This window comes from Enterobacter sp. P82 (assembly GCF_037053385.1).
Taxonomy (GTDB): Bacteria; Pseudomonadota; Gammaproteobacteria; order Enterobacterales; family Enterobacteriaceae; genus Enterobacter.
In genome coordinates this window covers 1,361,262-1,380,217 of the sequence record NZ_JBALHX010000001.1, presented here as the reverse complement: position 1 = coordinate 1,380,217, position 18,956 = coordinate 1,361,262, and the positions used below count along the sequence as shown (strand labels likewise).

Sequence of the window (18,956 nt, the reverse complement as noted above, 5' to 3'; positions counted from 1 at the left end):
GCATATACGATGGAAACCAGAGGGAAGGTCTTAATACTTGGCGCTACAGGCGGTATTGGTGGTGAAACTGCTCGACAACTCATTCGGGAAAAATGGGAGGTACGTGCATTAAAACGAGGAAGCCATGGAAGCGAACTTAATGGCGAAATCCAGTGGATGGCGGGCGATGCTCTCGACAAAGAACACGTCGCCTCTGCGGCGAAAGGCTGCTCTGTGATCGTTCACGCCGTCAACCCACCCGGCTACCGAAACTGGCAGCATCTTGTGTTGCCTATGCTGCGCAACACAATCAATGCAGCAGAACGAAATGGATCTTTGATAGTGCTTCCAGGTACCGTTTACAACTATGGTCCTGATGCCTTCCCGCTGTTACGAGAAGATGCTCAGCAGAGGCCAGTCACAAGGAAAGGCGCGATCAGGGTACAAATGGAGAAAGAACTTGAGGCCTATTCACAGCGTGGCGGACGGGTTCTGGTCGTCCGCGCGGGGGATTTTTTCGGTCCACACGCTGGTAATAGCTGGTTTTCTCAAGGTTTGATCAAGCCTGGCACGTTGCCAAAGGTAATTTCTAATCCAGGTACGCCTGAGACTGGTCATCAGTGGGCCTATTTGCCTGATATCGCAAAAACTATTGCTGCATTGCTGGCGCGACGTGAAGAACTTGAGCCATTTGCGCGATTCCATATGCAAGGACATTGGGATCCAGACGGCAGCCAAATGGTCAGGGCGATACAACGTATCACCGCACAGTATGGCGGTGTTGCCAAAATAAACGCATTTCCGTGGTGGTTTATGTACCTGGCAGCACCTTTCAACGCAACCTTGCGCGAACTTCTGGAAATGCGGTATCTGTGGCGTCAATCGGTCCGCCTGGACAATACGAAACTCGTGACTTTTTTAGGTGCCGAGCCGCATACCCCTCTTGATGAGGCTGTTCGTATGACATTACAGGGACTGGGATGCCTCAAATCACGAACCGGTTGATCTAACAGAGCCAAAGGTCTGCTTTGAGCGAGGAGCGGACATTCTCGATTATTTTATTATTGATTAAGTGAAAGAACGGGCAGGTTAACGAGTAACTTCCCCTTCCTTTTGTTTAATTTGTACAAATATTGTCGAAATAACAGGCCCAGAATAGTTGCAAAGTAAATTTAACCCTAACTGTAGATGAAATCGTTCCTTATCGTTTAGGATCTTTCCGCACTCGTGTTTACTTATTGCGTCACAGTAATCATTTTTTATCAAAGCTAACGCTTCAAGCATATTATCATCAAATGAACTTGACTTATATACTCTTCGCTGACAGTTATAACCCTTCATAGTAACCGGCAAATAATTATTTAGTAAATCATAAATCATTCTTGACCATTCACAACGTCTGTCTATATACTTTTCATCAAAAATCTTTATAGACTTACCAATATCTTTCGATATGATCATGCCTCTAAGAATAGAACTTAAATAATTTTCAGTATTTATTAAACGTTTAGATGATAGATTTTCTGGCCAGCCAATCACATAAGGGCTTATACTGTTTGGAGCTTTATAATTCCAACATTCGTTCTTTGGCATCATTAAAAATTTTGCACAATCTGTCAATCCGATGACATCGCCCCCTAGTTTATACTCCCCAATAGTTTCTCCATATGCTTTGGTTCCTGGATACAATGTCAAATATTTATCTCTATCTATCGACTCTAGTAATTCTCTTTCTTTTTCTGTCGAAATTCCATTTGGAAGAAGGTCGTGTTTCTCAGAGCATTTACCTTGCAGTAAAACAGCACGAAAATTTTTTGTTGTTTTTCTTTCGTCAACTTCATGTACTATAAATAAAAGATCAGCCAATTCACAGTTTAAAATAGAACCATTAATAGTCGTGAATTTTGCTTGAGGAGTTCCATCTATCCAAACAGAACTAGCATTGATGAAAACCTCTTGTTTATTTTCTAAGTATAAATCATTAACTTTTGATACGATCATATCCAAACTAGCAACAGAATGCAGATTTCTCAATCCATATCGTTCAAGAGATGCTCGTTTTTTATTTTTTTTGTTAATGTATACTTTTCTCCAATTTTCCCAACTAAATGGTTCAGCCATAACTCTGTCTCCTGAAAAGATAAATAATTTTCACGTACTATTTTATTTGAGAGCTTTTAACTATAGGTAATTGGTGCCGCTCTTGGCACAAAGCGGACATTCGGCGATTGTTCATTCCTTCAACCATAAGCAAGCCAAAACCCTTAGCGGTAGAGCGTTTTTTCGGCCACCGGAATAATTAGCCTTGATTGCCAGTCCGCAAGCGTCAGCTGTGCGAGCTTGCCCAACGCGATATAAAACGGATGCCCGGCGTTGTCGACAAATACTGACAGGAAGCGGGTACTCCACGGCAACAGATGCCATGCCAGAAGCTGATCGCACTGCGCCTCGCGGCCATTCTCGGCCAGCCACGCCGCCAGTAGCAGCACGGTACCGAAATGATCTTCCGGTTCGTTCTGCTGCATCTCAAAGGCGATATTGTTTTCCCGCATCCACTGGCGCAGCGCGAGGGTTGAGTCGCCAAACAGCACTGATTCGCGGTCGAGCCAGACGGAACCCCACGGCGGAGCGGGCAGGGCGTAAGGGCCGATAAACAGCCGTTGCCAGGCGTCCGTCAATGACTCATCGGCAGACGTGGCGAAGGTTTTAGCAACAGGTTGCAGGGTGTCCGATGGCTGGGGCCAGTCCTGAACCCATTCACCAGCGCAAAGGGCGTGCACCAGAGGTGCAGCCTGCTCGCTGTCAGGAGAAAAATAAAACAGCGCGCCCAGTACCCGGGCGCTAAACGCTAACGATTCACGATGCGATATGTCTTTCATTAAACCTTCCTTGCTCGCACGGGGGTTTACCCGCGCGACTGTTTTAACCGGTAATACACAACATAGAATAAACCACGGTCACTCACTTTATTCACTACGCCTTCTCAATCTGCACCAGATTGGTATGCTGCGGATTGCCTTTTGCCAGTGGTGACGGGCGGTGCGTTGTCAGTGTGTTGATACATGAGCCGTGGTCGATACGATCGCCGTTCATATTAGCGTCGTGCCAGGCTCCCTGGCCCATGGCACTCACGCCGGGCATGATGCGCGGTGTGACTTTCGCTTCAATTCTCACTTCACCGCGATCGTTAAAGACGCGCACTGTATCGCCATTTTTAATGCCACGTTTTTCAGCATCAACAGGATTAATCCAGACCTCCTGACGGCAAGCCGCTTTCAGCACGTCGACGTTGCCATAGCTCGAATGGGTACGGGCTTTGAAATGGAAACCGAACAGCTGCAGCGGGAACTGGGTGCGTTCGGGAGCATCCCAACCGTCAAACGTCGAAGCGTAAACCGGAAGAGGGCTGATGGTTTCATCTTTGGCCAGCTCCCAGGTTGCCGCAATCTCCGCAAGTTTACTGGAGTAGATCTCAATCTTACCCGAAGGGGTTTTCAGCGGGTTAGCCTCCGGGTTATCGCGGAATTTTTTATAAGCCACAAAGTGCCCATTGGGATCTTTGCGCTTATAGATGCCCATTCGTTTCAGTTCGTCATACGACGGCAGTTGCGGATCTTTTTCGAGCATTTTGGCATACAGATATTGCAGCCACTGTTCCTGGGTACGGCCTTCGGTGAATTTCTGATGAATATCAGGCCCAAGACGTTTCGCCACTTCGCTCATGATCCAGTAGATAGGCTTGCGTTCAAACTTCGGTGCGGTCACGGGCTGAAGGAAAATCAGGTAACCCATGTTTCCGGCGTAATCATTGGGAATGATGTCTTCCTGCTCGACGGTCATGAGATCCGGCAGCAGAATATCGGCGTATTTCGCCGATGACGTCATGAAGTTGTCGATCACCACGATGGTTTCGCACCTGGTTTCGTCCTGCAGGATGTCGTGGGTTTTATTGATATCCGAGTGCTGGTTGATGATGGTGTTGCCTGCATAGTTCCAGATAAATTTGATGGGCACATCAAGCTTATCTTTACCGCGAACGCCGTCACGCAGGGCGGTCATTTCCGGCCCACGGGCGATGGCATCCGTCCAGCTAAAGCAGGAGATTTGCGTTTTTACCGGGTTATCCGGCAACGGCATACGTTCGATGGTGATGGTATACGTCGACTCACGCGCGCCGCTGTTACCGCCGTTGATCCCCACGTTTCCGGTTAAAATCGGTAACATGGCGATGGCGCGGGCTGTCAGCTCGCCGTTAGCCTGACGTTGTGGCCCCCAGCCCTGACAGATATAGGCCGGTTTTGCGGAGTCCATTTCGCGCGCAAGCTTAATGATGCGGTCTGCCGGTATGCCCGTAATGCGCGAAGCCCACTCCGGTGTCTTGGCTGTTTGGTCGTCGCCCTGGCCGAGAATATACGCTTTGTAGTGACCATTAGCGGGAGCGCCTTCCGGGAGCGTTTTTTCGTCGTAGCCAACGCAGTATTTGTCCAGGAAAGGTTGGTCAACCAGGTTCTCGTCGATTAATACCCAGGCGATACCAGCCACCAGTGCGGCATCGGTGCCTGGACGGATCGGGATCCATTCATCTTCACGTCCTGCTGCGGTGTCGGTGTAGCGCGGGTCGATGACGATCATGCGCGCATTGGAACGCTCGCGAGCCTGCTCGAGGTAATATGTAATCCCGCCGCCGCTCATACGGGTTTCCGCCGGGTTATTACCGAACATCACCACCAGTTTGGTGTTTTCGATGTCAGACGTGCTGTTGCCGTCATTGCTGCCGTAGGTGTACGGCATCGCGCAGGCGATTTGCGCGGTGCTGTAGGTGCCATAATGACTCAGAAAGCCGCCGTAACAGTTCATCAGGCGCGCGACCAGAGAAGCATAAGGGGAGGAGCGGGTGATATTGCCGCCGACAATGCCGGAGGAGTAGTTAATGTAAACCGCCTCGTTACCGTATTTCTCCACCACACCTTTCAGGTTGCGGGTGATCGTATCCAGCGCTTCATCCCACGAAATACGCTCGAATTTGCCTTCACCACGTTTGCCAACACGTTTCATCGGGTAATTCAGACGGTCAGGGTGATTGATCCGACGCCGAATAGAACGCCCGCGCAGGCAGGCGCGAACCTGGTGATTACCGTAAATATCCTCACCGGTGTTATCGGTTTCGACCCAGTACACTTCGTCGTCACGGACATGCAGACGCAATGCGCAGCGGCTACCGCAGTTGACCGAGCAGGCGCCCCAGACCACTTTATCTTCCACAGGGCTTATGGCGTTTTGCACCGCAGCGGCGGCACTTTTCACGCCAAAGGGCAACGATAAACCACCGGCGGCAAGCGCCAGAGAACCTAAGGCAGTAGATTTCACGAGTGTTCGACGGCTAATTCCGCCGTGATGTTCAGTATCGGACATGGCTCACCCCATCATTATAATTGCGTATTATTTTTCCCGTAATTACAACCGGGCTAATGATGGGGTGAGTGTTACTTATTTGGGGGTATTAAATATTAATCCTCATCAAATCAAAGGGGATTGAAGGTAAATTACTGAGCTTCAGCAGCACCGTTGCCTGTACGGGTGTACAAGATTTTAAAGGTGTCGTTGGCGCAATGACCCACCACCTGCGTGCCCGGCTGGTCGGCCTGATCGTTTGGCACAATGCTCAGGGTAAAACCTGACTCAGGCACGCCGTTGTTGATGATTTTCTGCTGAATGTCGCTTTTCACGCGTTCGCAGGAATCCGGTGCCGCCAGCGCGGCCGTTGAAGCACTCATTAACAGCACGGCGGTAATCCAGGGTAACCGTTTCATCTGTAGCTCCTTATCTCTGTGTGTAGATTAATTTTAGCAGGCTTCGTGTAAACAACTGTATTTGCTAATATGATTGGGAATAATCTCTCTGTACGGTAATGAATGTGAATAAATACGCAGCGATAACGCTACTGGCAGCGACACTGGTGGGGTGTGATAACAACACTGCGCCCCTGTCGTTTACCCCCGAGATGGCGAGCTTTTCGAATGAGTTTGATTTTGACCCTCTGCGCGGTCCGGTCAAAGACTTTACCCAGACGCTGTTCAACGAAAAAGGGGAAGTGTCTAAACGGGTCACCGGTACCGTGTCGACAGAAGGGTGCTTCGATACCCTGGAGCTGCACGATCTCGAGGCTAACACCGGTGTGGCGCTGGTGCTGGATGCCAATTACTACCTTGATGCGGAAACTCAGCAGCGCAAAGTGAAACTGCAGGGGAAATGCCAGCTGGCGGAATTACCTTCAGCCGGGGTGACGTGGGATACCGACGATAACGGTTTTGTGGTGGCGGCGCACGGCAAAGAGATGGAGGTGAAGTACCGCTACGACGCGGACGGTTACCCGCTGGGTAAAACCACCGTCTCCGGGGATCAGCATTTATCCGTACAGTCGACACCGTCTAAGGATGTTCGCAAAAGAATGGATTACTCGGCAGTGAGCATGCTGAACGACAAGCCCCTGGGCAACGTGAAGCAGAGCTGCGACTACGATCGACACAATAATCCGGTGAGCTGCGATCTGACCATCACGGACGACAGCGTCAAACCCGCCGTTGAGCGCAAATACACGATCAAAAACACGATAGAGTACTACTGAGCATAAAGCCGCGCAGGTTACTGCGCGGTAGGTTTCAGCAGGCTGGCACCGGAGGATTTATGTCCGGCCAGGTGCTGGTGCTGGAAGATACACATGCGAATAGTATTGCGGTATTCACCGTTGATAAAGAATTCGTGAATCAACTCACCTTCCACCATAAAGCCCAGCTTACGGTAGATGTGAATCGCTTTTTCGTTCTCTTTATCGACAATCAGGTAAAGCTTGTGGAGATTCAGAACGTTGAATCCGTAATCCATCGCCAGCTTTGCCGCACGGGAAGCAAGACCTTTTCCCTGATGTTCAGGTGAAATAATAATCTGAAACTCTGCCCGACGGTGAACGTGGTTGATTTCAACCAGCTCCACAAGCCCGGCTTTTTCACCTTCACACTCCACCACAAAACGACGTTCGCTCTGATCGTGTATGTGCTTATCGTAAAGATCGGACAGCTCGACAAAAGCCTCGTAAGGCTCTTCGAACCAGTAGCGCATTACGCTGGCGTTGTTATCGAGCTGGTGGACAAAGCGCAAATCCTCACGCTCCAGCGGACGGAGTTTTATATCACAGGACGCTGACATTAAGGCGCTACCGCGCGGCCAGTACGGCGATCCAGGCAGCGCAGGGTATTTGGCTCCCAGTAAGCATTAACATTTGCACTTTGCTGGCATTTATCACGCGCGTCAAAAGCGACATCTTCTTTGTCCCACTCTTTTTCCGCACGTTTGTTAACCTTCTGACGAAGGTTGCGGGTGTCATTCCATTGTTCTTTGTCCATGGCGGCGTTCTGGCGGCTCTGCGCGCTATCACCAGACTCAATAACGAGTTTACTGGTTTCCGCTGTTGCTGAGGCGGCAAAGGCGAACGATGACAGCGCCAGCAGGGCTGTCAGACAAAGGCGTTTGCTTAATGTAGTCATCGCGTTTCCTTTTAAGTGAGTGCAGATAATCACGTTATCCCGTTCAGATTCTACACCAAAGTAAAATTACGTCATACCCGTAGCCAGGGTATGGAAAAGTAAAGGACATCATCAGGTATGATGTCTAAATAAATCCTCATACAACGTTAAATATGTTCAAAACCACACTCCTTTTTTTCGCCACTGCGCTCTGCGAAATCATCGGATGCTTCTTGCCCTGGCTCTGGCTGAAGAAGGGCGGAACGGTCTTGTTGCTCATCCCGGCGGGCGTGGCGCTGGCTCTGTTTGTCTGGCTGTTAACGTTACACCCGGCTGCCAGTGGGCGTGTCTATGCGGCTTACGGTGGAGTCTATGTCTGTACCGCACTGCTGTGGCTGCGCGTGGTGGATGGCGTAAAACTCAGCGCATACGACTGGGCCGGCGCGCTGATTGCCCTGTGCGGTATGCTGATTATTGTTGCAGGATGGGGGCGCGCCTGAGCGCCCGGTTTTTGTGACCGTTCGCTGATTTTATGATCGTTATACTTGTATGGTAGTAGTGTAGTTGAGTAAATTTCCAGCATCATAACCAACGATGTAAGGAAAGGAATTATGAAGATTGTCGCGGCTGACGTGTTTGTTACCTGCCCGGGGCGGAATTTTGTCACCCTTAAAATTACTACCGACGAGGGGATTATCGGTCTTGGCGACGCCACGCTGAACGGGCGCGAACTTTCCGTTGCGTCTTATCTGAAGGATCACCTCTGCCCGCAGTTGATTGGTCGTGATGCCCACCGCATCGAAGATATCTGGCAGTTTTTCTATAAAGGTGCTTACTGGCGTCGTGGGCCGGTCACTATGTCGGCCATCTCTGCCGTGGATATGGCATTGTGGGACATCAAAGCCAAAGCGGCGAACATGCCGCTCTACCAACTGTTGGGCGGCGCGTCCCGGGAAGGGGTGATGGTTTATTGCCACACTACCGGGCACACCCTTGACGACGTGCTGGAAGATTACGCCCGTCACAAAGAGATGGGTTTTAAAGCGATCCGCGTCCAGTGTGGCGTACCGGGCATGAAAACCACCTACGGCATGTCAAAAGGGAAAGGGCTGGCGTATGAGCCTGCCACGAAAGGAGACTGGCCGGAAGAGCAGCTTTGGTCCACCGAAAAATACCTCGACTTCACTCCAAAGCTGTTTGACGCGGTACGCAGTAAATTTGGTTTCAATGAACATCTTCTGCACGACATGCACCATCGTCTGACGCCCATCGAAGCGGCGCGTTTCGGCAAAAGCATCGAGGAATTCCGTATGTTCTGGATGGAAGATCCTACACCTGCGGAAAATCAGGCGTGCTTCCGCCTGATCCGCCAGCACACCGTTACGCCAATTGCGGTGGGAGAAGTGTTTAACAGTATCTGGGACTGCAAGCAGCTCATTGAGGAGCAGCTTATCGACTATATCCGTACCACCATTACCCATGCGGGGGGGATCACCGGGATGCGCCGCATCGCGGATTTTGCCTCGCTCTACCAGGTGCGTACGGGTTCACACGGCCCGTCGGATCTCTCGCCAGTGTGCCATGCGGCCGCGCTGCATTTCGACCTGTGGGTACCGAACTTTGGCGTGCAGGAATACATGGGCTATTCCGAACAGATGCTGGAGGTCTTCCCGCACAGCTGGCGCTTTGATAATGGTTATATGCACCCGGGCGATAAGCCGGGCCTGGGCATTGAATTTGATGAAAAGCTGGCAGCGAAGTATCCGTACGATCCTGCCTATCTGCCGGTGGCCCGTCTTGAAGACGGTACGCTGTGGAACTGGTAAGTGAGGAGCGAACGATGAAAAGTATAGTGATCCAGCAGCCGAACCAACTGGTGATTGAAGAGCGTCCACGCCCGGAACCTGCTGCCGGAGAAGTGCGTGTCAGCATTAAACTGGCCGGGATTTGTGGCTCAGACAGCCATATTTACCGGGGCCATAACCCGTTTGCGAAGTATCCGCGTGTGATTGGCCATGAGTTTTTTGGCGTCATTGATGCTGTGGGCGAGGGCGTCGACAGTTCGCGTCTGGGCCAGCGCGTCTCGGTTGATCCGGTGATCAGTTGCGGACATTGTTATCCGTGCTCGGTGGGAAAACCGAACGTCTGCACCTCGCTGGTGGTGCTGGGGGTTCACCGTGATGGCGGCTTCAGCGACTATGCGGCAGTACCTGCTAAAAATGCCTGGCCCATCCCGGACACGATCCCGGATAAACATGCCGTCATGGTTGAACCCTTTACCATTGCCGCCAACGTGACGGGGCAGGCAAAGCCGACGGAACACGATGTAGCCCTGATCTACGGCGCAGGTCCAATGGGTCTGGTCACCGTTCAGGCGCTGAAAGGTGTCTATCAGGTCAAACAGGTTATTGTCGTCGACCGTATTGAGGAGCGGCTGGCAATGGCCCAGCGTAGTGGTGCGGATTGGGTATTTAACAACAGCGAACAGTCCTTACAGGCTGCGCTGGAGGAAAAAGGCATCAAACCGACGTTAATCATTGATGCCGCCTGTCATCCGGCGATTTTGCAGGAGGCCATTACGCTGGCTTCTCCGGCGGCGCGCATCGTGCTGATGGGCTTCTCAAGCGAACCAGGCCAGATTGCCCAGCAGGGCATCACCGGTAAAGAGCTGACGATTTTCTCTTCACGCCTGAACGCCAACAAATTCCCGGTCGTCATTGACTGGCTGGAAAAGGGGCTTATCGACCCTGAAAAATTGATTACGCACACCTTTGACTATCACCACGTAACAGACGCCATCGAACTGTTTGAAAAAGATCAGCGGCAGTGCTGCAAGGTCTTGCTGACATTCGACAAATAATAATTCACGCGGTTAAGAGCCTGCGCAGACAGGCTCTATGTGGTACGCATCTTACCTTTCAGAGATAGCCATTATGACGCAAATACAACCTCAAAGAACGACCTCCGATCTGGTGAAAGCCGCCGTCTCCGGCTGGCTGGGCACCGCTCTCGAGTTCATGGATTTCCAGCTTTACTCGCTGGGGGCTGCCCTGGTATTCCATGAGATCTTCTTCCCGGAACAGTCTGCTGCGATGGCGCTGATCCTGGCGATGGGGACCTACGGTGCAGGTTATATTGCGCGCATCGTCGGGGCCTTTATCTTTGGCCGAATGGGGGACAGCATCGGCCGTAAAAAGGTGTTATTCATCACCATCACGATGATGGGGATCTGTACCACCCTCATCGGTGTCCTGCCGACCTATGCGCAAATCGGGATTTTTGCACCTGTTCTGTTAGTGACACTGCGCATTATTCAGGGGCTGGGTGCCGGGGCAGAGATCTCCGGAGCCGGGACCATGCTGGCAGAATATGCCCCGAAAGGGAAACGCGGAATAATCTCCTCGCTGGTCGCGATGGGGACCAACTGCGGGACGCTGAGCGCAACGGCTATCTGGGCTGTGATGTTCTTTGCCCTCGATCGTGAACAGCTGCTCGCATGGGGCTGGCGCGTACCGTTCCTTGCCAGTGTGGTGGTGATGATCTTCGCCATCTGGCTGCGGATGAACCTCAAAGAGAGCCCGGTATTTGAGAAAGTCAGCGATACAGAGACCGTGGTTCCCGATACATCTTTAGGTGCCATGTTTAAGAGCAAATCCTTCTGGCTGGCAACAGGTTTGCGTTTTGGTCAGGCGGGTAATTCAGGTCTGATTCAGACGTTCCTTGCCGGTTATCTGGTCCAGACGTTGCTGTTTAATAAAGCGATTCCCACTGATGCGCTGATGATCAGTTCGATTCTCGGGTTTATCACCATCCCACTATTAGGTTGGCTGTCGGATAAAGTAGGTCGTCGTCTGCCGTACATTATCCTGAATATCTCCGCCATTATTCTGGCGTACCCGATGCTGTCGATCATCGTTGATAAGAGTTATGCGCCGGGCGTGATTATGCTCTCGATCATCGTTATCCATAATTTTGCCGTTCTGGGGCTGTTTGCACTGGAAAACATCACTATGGCGGAGATGTTTGGCTCACGTAATCGCTTTACCCGTATGGCTATTTCAAAAGAGGCGGGTGGTCTGGTGGCGGTCGGGTTTGGCCCAGTGCTGGCCGGGATCTTCTGCAATATGACCGGCTCCTGGTGGCCGATTGTCGCCATGCTGGTGGCCTATTCCGTGATTGGGCTGGTTTCTGCTTTCCTGATGCCGGAAGTGCGTGACCGCGACCTGAGTGCGGCGCAGGATGCAGCGGAAGTTGCGCCAGAAGAGTCCGTTAACTACGGAGCCGTCTCCTCACGGCACTAATGGTTTATAACTTGAGTAATTTGTCACACAACTTTCAGCGTGTGTCACACCACATGAACAAAAGTTAATATAAATCAAAATTTCAAACTGAAGTATCAGTATGGTTAATGGCAGTTATTTTTTTACCCCAACTGCCATTCTAGTTGGTGTAGTCAGCAGGCACTGCCGCTCTGGTCAATGAGCGGCAGTGGTTCACAGCGTTCTACTTAACGAGTCTTAATCATGGAAAACCGGTTATTACAGGCGAAAGCCACGCTTCCTCAGTACACTCGCGACGACCTGAAGGCACGCATTGTTCATCTTGGCTTCGGTGCATTTCACCGTGCACATCAGGCGGTTTATACCGATATTCTCGCAGCGGAACACGGCAGCAACTGGGGTTATTGTGAAGTAAACCTGATTGGCGGCGAGCAGCAGATTGCCGATCTCAACGCGCAGGATAACCTCTATACCGTGGCGGAGATGTCTGCCGATGCATGGACATCTCGCGTGGTCGGAGTGGTCAAAAAAGCACTCCATGCCCAGGTTGACGGGCTGGAGACCGTGCTGGCCGCGATGTGTGAACCGCAGGTGGCAATTGTCTCACTGACGATCACCGAGAAAGGGTATTGTCACTCACCCGCGACCGGGCAACTGATGTTCGATCATCCGTTAATTGCTGCTGACCTGCAAAACCCCCATCATCCGATATCCGCACCTGGGGTAGTAGTTGAAGCGCTGGCACGCCGTAAAGCTGCGGGTCTGCCTGCTTTCAGCGTGATGTCCTGCGACAACATGCCGGAGAACGGCCATGTGATGCGCAATGTCACCTGTGCTTATGCTCGTGCTGTCGATGGGGAACTGGCGGACTGGATTGAATCCAGTGTCACCTTCCCGTCAACGATGGTGGACCGCATCGTGCCTGCAGTAACGGCAGAAACACTGAATAAAATCGAACAACTGACTGGCGTACGCGACCCGGCGGCCGTGGCCTGTGAACCGTTCCGCCAGTGGGTGATTGAAGATAACTTTGTTGCCGGACGTCCTGAATGGGAAAAAGCCGGGGCTGAGCTGGTGTCAGATGTTATTCCGTTTGAAGAGATGAAGCTGCGTATGCTCAATGGCAGTCATTCATTCCTTGCGTATCTTGGTTATCTGGCGGGTTACCAGCATATTAACGACTGTATGCAGGATGAGAATTACCGCCTCGCCGCGTATAAGTTGATGCTCAATGAGCAGGCGCCAACCTTAAAAGTGAAAGGTGTCGATTTAGGCCATTATGCTGATCTGCTGATTGCACGCTACAGTAACCCGGCTTTGCGTCATCGAACCTGGCAAATTGCGATGGACGGTAGCCAGAAGCTCCCGCAGCGTATGCTGGATTCTGTGCGCTGGCACCTTGTGCATCAAAAGCCTTTCCCGCTACTGGCATTGGGTGTGGCTGGCTGGATGCGCTATGTCGGCGGTGTGGATGAGCAGGGTAATGTCATTGAGGTGAGCGATCCGCAACTGGCCGTGATTCAGGCGGCAGTGAAGGGAAGTACCGAGGGGGAAAGCCGTGTGAAAGCCCTGCTTGGCATCGAGGCTATTTTTGGCAGAGAGCTACCTGAAGAGGCTGGCTTTGTGGATGCGGTGATGAGCGCGTATCAGACGTTGCTACAGAAGGGAGCAAAAGCCACGGTGGCACAGTACGCCGCGCAATGATAATTCATCTCATGCCGCCGTTCGCGGCGGCATGTGCGGGTACAATTTAGTGCATACCCAGGCGAATCAGTTCAATCGGTTCGAACTTACCTTCGCATCCTTCCACTTCAACCGTTTTGCTACGACGCACTTGCGCGGCATCAAGACCGTCGCTATGGATCGCTTTAATGACCCCAGTATGACCAGTGCCGTTAATCATGACGCGGCTGCCAGTAGTGATTGCATTACGGTTACGGTCGTATGTCATCATGGTATATTCTCCTCTCTAACTTATCCGTTACGGCGCTAATTCAGCGTTCACCGTTTACGGGACACTATAAATACGCCTGTCAGCTTTTCTTGTTTTTGTTTTTGATCAAACTCACACTTTTTTCTCAATATTGTCGGCACTAATGGAACACGGCGATAATTTACCGTGTGAACCGTTTGTTTATTGATAGTTTTGGCGGGGAAATATTGATGTCTGGTGATATGAGGGAAATGGGAATAAGCGAGAAACTGCATACCAGGCAGCCAACTTTGTGAAATTCACCTGCCGGGTTTAAATGCAGAATTTACTCTTCGCTAAACCACTCGCTATTTTCCTGGCGAATAAGCTGCACAGATTCGCTAATTTCCTGCAAATGCAGTGTCATCGCTTTTTCCACACCGTCTGCATCGCGCTTTTCAAGCGCATTAAAAATATCATGATGCTGGCGGAGTAGCATTTCCGGCGGGGAAACGTGATCAAGACTCATATAGCGCACGCGGTCGATGGTAGCCTTGATGTTCTCGATGGTGTCCCAGGCGAGCTGACAATCCGCAATTTGCGCCAGCTTCTGGTGGAATTCGTCATCCAGCAGGAAGAAATCGTTGAGCTGTTTGCGGTCAATCGCAATGCGCTGCTGATGCAGGTTTTGCTCCAGCAGGTAGCACTGGTTGTCGTTGATCAGCGTTGCAGCGCGGCGCACGACTGCACATTCAATTGCCTGGCGAACGAAACAGCCGTTGCGCACCTGGGAGAGTGAAATTTTGTTCACATAGCTGCCGCGCTGCGGACGGATCTGAATCAGACCGTTCTCTGCGAGCTTAATAAACGCTTCGCGCACTGGCTGACGGGAAACATCAAAACGCACGGACACCTCTTTTTCAGAAAGCGGTGTACCCGGCGGGATCAGGCAATGGACAATATCACGTCGCAAAATGCGATAGATTTGCTGGTTTACAGGCTGGGTGGGATTGAGTTGCGATTCAGCGGCCATGAGTTGTCATTTCTCAGAGAGTTAGCCTGGGCATACTACCATTCTTTTATAACCCGAAACAGACCCGGCCCGCAGGCCGGGGAGGGCTCAGTTAGCCACGATGGACGCTAAGTCCGGCAAAACTCTGGCTGACCGGCATCATTTCTACGGTGTTGATGTTGACGTGTTTCGGCAGCGTCGCCACCCACCACACCGTTTCAGTGACATCTTCCGGCGTCAGCGCGTTAGCGTTTTCGTAGGTTTTGTCCGCTTTCGCGTCATCACCTTTGAAACGCACATTGGAGAATTCTGTCCCGCCCACCAGACCTGGTTCGATATCGGTGACACGGATGGCCGTGCCGTGCAGATCGGTACGCAGGTTCAGGCTGAACTGGCGCACAAACGCTTTGGTTGCGCCATAAACGTTACCGCCCGCGTAAGGCCAGCTCCCTGCGGTGGAACCAATATTGATAATGTGGCCGCGGTTGCGCTCGACCATACCCGGCAGCACTGCACGGGTCATATAGACCAGTCCTTTGTTATTGGTGTCGATCATGTTTTCCCAGTCTTCAACGCTGGCTTTATGGGCAGGCTCCATGCCCAGCGCCAGACCGGCATTGTTGACCAGCACATCAATGGCGCGCCATTCGGCAGGCAGGTTAGCAATCATTTCTTCAATGGCTGCGCGGTTACGCACATCCAGTTGCGCGGTCAGGATGCTGTCACCCAATTCGTCTTTCAGCTCCTGCAGGCGCTCCTGACGACGGCCCGTTGCAATTACCTTGTGTCCGTTGGCGACGAAGCGACGCGTGATGCTCTCACCAAAACCCGCTGTCGCCCCGGTAACTAAAATAATCATCTCACTGTTCCTCAACGCTTTTTGTGTTGTACTAACATAGCACGGTCGCCGAGGGTGCGTTAAGGCAACATTTGTATGACAGCATTGCAGGGTATGGCGGCCTGGCCTACTCTGGGAGGATACCCGTACTCAGGAGCAAAAGATGACGGCCACGAATCCCTTTTTTGAAATTAGCCTTTTACCTTACCAGGCACCTCATTTTGATGAAATCAACGATAGCCACTATCGCCCGGCTTTCGATGAAGCGCTTCGCCAGAAGCGGGCGGATATTGACGCCATTGTCTCTCAGACCACTGCGCCAGACTTCACTAACACCGTACTGGCGCTGGAGAAAAGCGGCGCTATGCTTACGCGCGTCAACAGTGTTTTCTTCGCCATGACCTCCGCACACACCAATCCGTATCTGCAGGAGCTGGAAGAGCAGTTTTCTACCGAACTTGCCGCGCTGGCGAACGATATCTGGCTAAACGACACGCTTTTCGCTCGCGTGGAGAGCGTCTGGCAGGACCGTGCCGCGCTGGACGCTGAATCCCGTAGATTAGTTGAGGAGACATATCAGCGGTTTATTCTGGCCGGCGCACGTCTGAATGAGACAGAAAAAGCCGAGCTGAAGACACTGAATACCGAGGCGGCTACCCTGACCAGCCAGTTTAATCAGCGTCTGCTGGCTGCTGATAAAGCGGGCGGGCTGGTGGTGGATTACTCACACCAGCTTGATGGTCTTAGCGCTGACGAGATCGCAGATGCCGCACAGGCTGCCTCCGAGAGAGATCTCAACGACCGCTGGCTGATCCCGCTCCTGAACACCACCCAGCAACCCGCGCTTTCGGCGCTGCGCAATCGTCAGACGCGCGAAAATCTGTTTAACGCAGGCTGGACACGTACCCAGAAAGGGGATGAGAACGATACGCGCGCGCTGATCCTTCGTCTTACCGCGTTGCGTGCGCGACAGGCTCGCTTGCTGGGCTTTGAGGATTACGCCAGCTGGAGCATTGCCGACCAGATGGCGAAAACGCCAGACGCAGCGCTTACCTTTATGCGTGGCATTGTGCCTGCCGCACGTACCCGTGCGGAACGCGAGCAGGCCGATATTCAGAAAGTCATTGAGGACGAGCAGGGTGGTTTCACCGTACAGGCCTGGGACTGGGCCTTCTATGCGGAGCGCGTGCGTCAGGCAAAATATACCCTTGATGAGTCGCAAATCAGGCCGTATTTTGCGCTCAATAACGTACTGCACGATGGCGTATTCTGGACGGCCAGCCAGCTGTTCGGTATCCGCTTTGTGGAGCGCTTTGATATCCCGGTTTATCACCCGGACGTTCGCGTATGGGAAATTTTCGACCACACGGGTGTTGGTATGGCACTGTTCTACGGTGACTTCTTTGCCCGTGACTCCAAGCAAGGTGGGGCGTGGATGGACAGTTTTGTCGTGCAATCCTATGAATTTGCCACCCGTCCGGTTATCTACAACGTCTGTAACTATCAGAAACCGGGTAATGGACGCCCGGCGCTACTCTCCTGGGATGATGTGATTACCCTGTTCCACGAGTTCGGCCATACGCTACACGGGCTGTTTGCCAGCCAGCGCTACGCCACGCTCGCGGGTACCAATACCCCACGTGATTTCGTTGAGTTTCCGTCGCAAATAAACGAACACTGGGCCAGCCATCCTCAGGTATTTGCCCATTACGCCCGTCATTTTGAAACCGGTGAACCGATGCCGGAAACGCTACGGAGAAGCATGCTGAGTGCGACTCAGTTTAACAAAGGCTATGACATGACGGAGACACTCAGTGCCGCGCTGCTGGACATGAACTGGCACAGTATTCGTGAGCCTGTTGAAAGTGTCGAGGCGTTTGAAGCTGCCGCCCTGAAAAAAGAGGGGCTGGATCTGCCCGCCGTACCGCCGCGTTATCGTAGCAGCTACTTTGCTCATATCTTTGGTGGCGGTTACGCGGCGGGGTATTACGCTTACCTGTGGACGCAAATGCTGGCGGACGATGGTTATCAGTGGTTTGTCGAGCAGGGCGGTTTAACCCGTGAAAACGGGCAAAAATTCCGTGAGGCGATTTTATCCCGTGGGAATAGTACTGATTTAGCGGAACTGTATCGTAACTGGCGTGGGCACGATCCAAAGATTGAACCGATGCTGGAGAATCGCGGATTGAGCGCGTAATGCCATAGTTGGCGGGTCATCCAGGGTTAGCGCCCGCTTGACCCGCTCACCGTTGAGGACAAATGGTCATAAAAAAAGCCTGCATTAAGCAGGCGCTAATGATGATGCATAGTTGTTATTCTAATCTTAATTCAAAAAATTAACTGCGAACCCGAGACATCACAAATATTTTTGTGCTGCATCGAGTATTTCCTGAGAGGTAAGTTCCCGATCTGAGGCAACATAGATAACATCATGATCGCCTGTTAAAGACGGAAAACCAGCAGACATTATCTGAAGATTAACCTCTTCGCCATTCGGATATTCTTCACGTATGGATGTAATGCCCTTAAGTACGGTCATAACTTTGCTCGGTTTACCATTAAAGAACACTATCACCTTTTTCATATATCACCCTGTAATCATTCGTGATTTTTTAAGCTGATGCCGTCCAAAGAGACTGATTTATTCATTGTTTTAACTTTTTCGAAAATTAAAACAAGCAATATCCTGACTTAACGTGTACTGTGGCAGTCCATTTAATCAGGAGAAGCCTATGTCTGGACGTAAAAATACGCAATTCCGTCGAAATCATTTAGTCAAATGTCCCTGCCCAAACTGCTCGAAAGATTCAGAGCACAGCTATAATCGCGTACAAAAGGGCGCGCAACTTGTTTGCCCATATTGCAACACTCTGTTTAAGTCCTCTCAACGGCTTTAAAAAAATAATTTCCCCAGAATATTAAAAAACAATGCTAAGGACCCGACTACTCAGGAAAACCGTCATCGTTATCGCGGGTCCCAGGTGATATTATTTATCGCAAAGCGTTACGTTACCTGCTGCAGGGCCTTTACTGCCGCTAATGATAGCAAACTCGACTTTTTGACCTTCAAAAAGTGTGTTGAAACTGTCCCCCTCAAGGGCGGAAAAATGGACAAAAACATCTTTACTGCCATCAAGCGGGGAGATAAAACCAAAGCCTTTATCTTCGTTAAACCACTTAACCAGACCTAAAATTTTTGACGACATATATACTCCATTTGAATGCTTTTAAAGTAGTAACGTTATGACAGGAAACGTATAAACTGGATACGTATGGACTCAAAAGGAGGGGGTATCAGCGATAGCGCCTGGTTATGAGGACTGCTTAGTAAAATGTTACATTCAGTATTGCATCGAACCAACGAGATCATTAATGCACGGACAGGATTAATTAGCAAATTTTATTTTAGCCGTCT

20 protein-coding genes are annotated in these 18,956 nt (G+C 51.3%); 9 read left to right on the top strand and 11 right to left on the bottom strand.

Annotated elements, in window-relative coordinates:
- Positions 1-9: 9 nt before the first annotated feature.
- On the top strand, positions 10-984 hold the full coding sequence (locus WB237_RS06400) for an NAD-dependent epimerase/dehydratase family protein (RefSeq protein WP_336211620.1): 975 nt from the start codon (positions 10-12) through the stop codon (positions 982-984).
- 84 nt (positions 985-1,068) lie between these two features.
- Here the strand turns inward: WB237_RS06400 and WB237_RS06395 are convergent, their stop codons facing one another.
- The 4 genes from WB237_RS06395 to WB237_RS06380 form a co-directional block, all read right to left on the bottom strand.
- Entirely contained in the window at positions 1,069-2,100 is a 1,032-nt protein-coding gene (locus WB237_RS06395; RefSeq protein ID WP_336211617.1) for a lysogenic conversion protein, read from the bottom strand.
- A gap of 143 nt (positions 2,101-2,243) precedes the next feature.
- Positions 2,244-2,858, bottom strand: a complete 615-nt coding sequence (gene dmsD, locus WB237_RS06390; protein WP_336211615.1) for a Tat proofreading chaperone DmsD — start codon at positions 2,856-2,858, stop codon at positions 2,244-2,246.
- 94 nt (positions 2,859-2,952) lie between these two features.
- Complete coding sequence (gene ynfE, locus WB237_RS06385) at positions 2,953-5,391, bottom strand: selenate/tellurate reductase subunit YnfE (protein WP_336211610.1); 2,439 nt, start codon at positions 5,389-5,391, stop codon at positions 2,953-2,955.
- Between the two features lie 131 nt (positions 5,392-5,522).
- Positions 5,523-5,789: a DUF1161 domain-containing protein gene (locus tag WB237_RS06380; RefSeq protein ID WP_336211607.1), complete on the bottom strand. Its 267-nt coding sequence runs from the start codon at positions 5,787-5,789 to the stop codon at positions 5,523-5,525.
- Between the two features lie 104 nt (positions 5,790-5,893).
- Between WB237_RS06380 and WB237_RS06375 the strand changes: the two genes are divergently transcribed.
- Positions 5,894-6,604, top strand: a complete 711-nt coding sequence (locus tag WB237_RS06375; protein WP_236921567.1) for a YnfC family lipoprotein — start codon at positions 5,894-5,896, stop codon at positions 6,602-6,604.
- Positions 6,605-6,621: 17 nt separating this feature from the next.
- Here the strand turns inward: WB237_RS06375 and speG are convergent, their stop codons facing one another.
- Together speG and WB237_RS06365 are read right to left on the bottom strand one after the other, a co-directional pair.
- Positions 6,622-7,182 (bottom strand): spermidine N1-acetyltransferase, encoded by a 561-nt coding sequence (speG, locus tag WB237_RS06370; RefSeq protein WP_336211601.1) that lies wholly within the window; start codon positions 7,180-7,182, stop codon positions 6,622-6,624.
- Positions 7,182-7,520 (bottom strand): DUF1283 family protein, encoded by a 339-nt coding sequence (locus WB237_RS06365; protein ID WP_129995920.1) that lies wholly within the window; start codon positions 7,518-7,520, stop codon positions 7,182-7,184. The genes speG and WB237_RS06365 overlap by 1 nt, the downstream gene beginning before the upstream one ends.
- A 152-nt stretch (positions 7,521-7,672) precedes the next feature.
- Between WB237_RS06365 and WB237_RS06360 the strand changes: the two genes are divergently transcribed.
- From WB237_RS06360 to WB237_RS06340, 5 genes are all read left to right on the top strand, one after another.
- A complete protein-coding gene (locus WB237_RS06360) occupies positions 7,673-7,999 on the top strand; it encodes a YnfA family protein (RefSeq protein ID WP_336211597.1) in 327 nt (108 codons plus the stop codon).
- Between the two features lie 111 nt (positions 8,000-8,110).
- Entirely contained in the window at positions 8,111-9,325 is a 1,215-nt protein-coding gene (gene manD / locus WB237_RS06355; protein WP_108090004.1) for a D-mannonate dehydratase ManD, read from the top strand.
- 14 nt (positions 9,326-9,339) lie between these two features.
- Positions 9,340-10,359, top strand: coding sequence for a Zn-dependent oxidoreductase (locus WB237_RS06350; RefSeq protein WP_336211593.1), 1,020 nt, complete (start codon positions 9,340-9,342; stop codon positions 10,357-10,359).
- A 73-nt stretch (positions 10,360-10,432) separates the two neighbouring features.
- A complete protein-coding gene (locus WB237_RS06345; RefSeq protein ID WP_336211590.1) occupies positions 10,433-11,800 on the top strand; it encodes an MFS transporter in 1,368 nt (455 codons plus the stop codon).
- A 222-nt stretch (positions 11,801-12,022) separates the two neighbouring features.
- Entirely contained in the window at positions 12,023-13,483 is a 1,461-nt protein-coding gene (locus tag WB237_RS06340; protein WP_336211587.1) for a mannitol dehydrogenase family protein, read from the top strand.
- A 46-nt stretch (positions 13,484-13,529) separates the two neighbouring features.
- Here WB237_RS06340 and ydfZ read toward each other — a convergent pair whose 3' ends face one another.
- The 3 genes from ydfZ to ydfG form a co-directional block, all read right to left on the bottom strand.
- Complete coding sequence (ydfZ, locus tag WB237_RS06335; protein WP_014831738.1) at positions 13,530-13,733, bottom strand: putative selenium delivery protein YdfZ; 204 nt, start codon at positions 13,731-13,733, stop codon at positions 13,530-13,532.
- A 304-nt stretch (positions 13,734-14,037) separates the two neighbouring features.
- Entirely contained in the window at positions 14,038-14,724 is a 687-nt protein-coding gene (locus tag WB237_RS06330) for a GntR family transcriptional regulator (RefSeq protein ID WP_236921561.1), read from the bottom strand.
- A gap of 91 nt (positions 14,725-14,815) precedes the next feature.
- Complete coding sequence (gene ydfG / locus WB237_RS06325; protein WP_023292548.1) at positions 14,816-15,562, bottom strand: bifunctional NADP-dependent 3-hydroxy acid dehydrogenase/3-hydroxypropionate dehydrogenase YdfG; 747 nt, start codon at positions 15,560-15,562, stop codon at positions 14,816-14,818.
- Between the two features lie 142 nt (positions 15,563-15,704).
- On the opposite strand from ydfG, the gene dcp reads away from it, so the two are divergent.
- Entirely contained in the window at positions 15,705-17,738 is a 2,034-nt protein-coding gene (gene dcp, locus WB237_RS06320) for a peptidyl-dipeptidase Dcp (protein ID WP_336211576.1), read from the top strand.
- A 159-nt stretch (positions 17,739-17,897) separates the two neighbouring features.
- Here dcp and WB237_RS06315 read toward each other — a convergent pair whose 3' ends face one another.
- On the bottom strand, positions 17,898-18,125 hold the full coding sequence (locus tag WB237_RS06315; protein WP_028017563.1) for a hypothetical protein: 228 nt from the start codon (positions 18,123-18,125) through the stop codon (positions 17,898-17,900).
- 148 nt (positions 18,126-18,273) lie between these two features.
- Between WB237_RS06315 and WB237_RS06310 the strand changes: the two genes are divergently transcribed.
- Entirely contained in the window at positions 18,274-18,438 is a 165-nt protein-coding gene (locus WB237_RS06310; RefSeq protein WP_336211573.1) for a YnfU family zinc-binding protein, read from the top strand.
- Positions 18,439-18,528: 90 nt separating this feature from the next.
- On the opposite strand, the gene WB237_RS06305 is transcribed toward WB237_RS06310, so the two are convergent.
- Positions 18,529-18,747: a cold shock domain-containing protein gene (locus WB237_RS06305; RefSeq protein WP_049006765.1), complete on the bottom strand. Its 219-nt coding sequence runs from the start codon at positions 18,745-18,747 to the stop codon at positions 18,529-18,531.
- Positions 18,748-18,956: the final 209 nt, after the last annotated feature.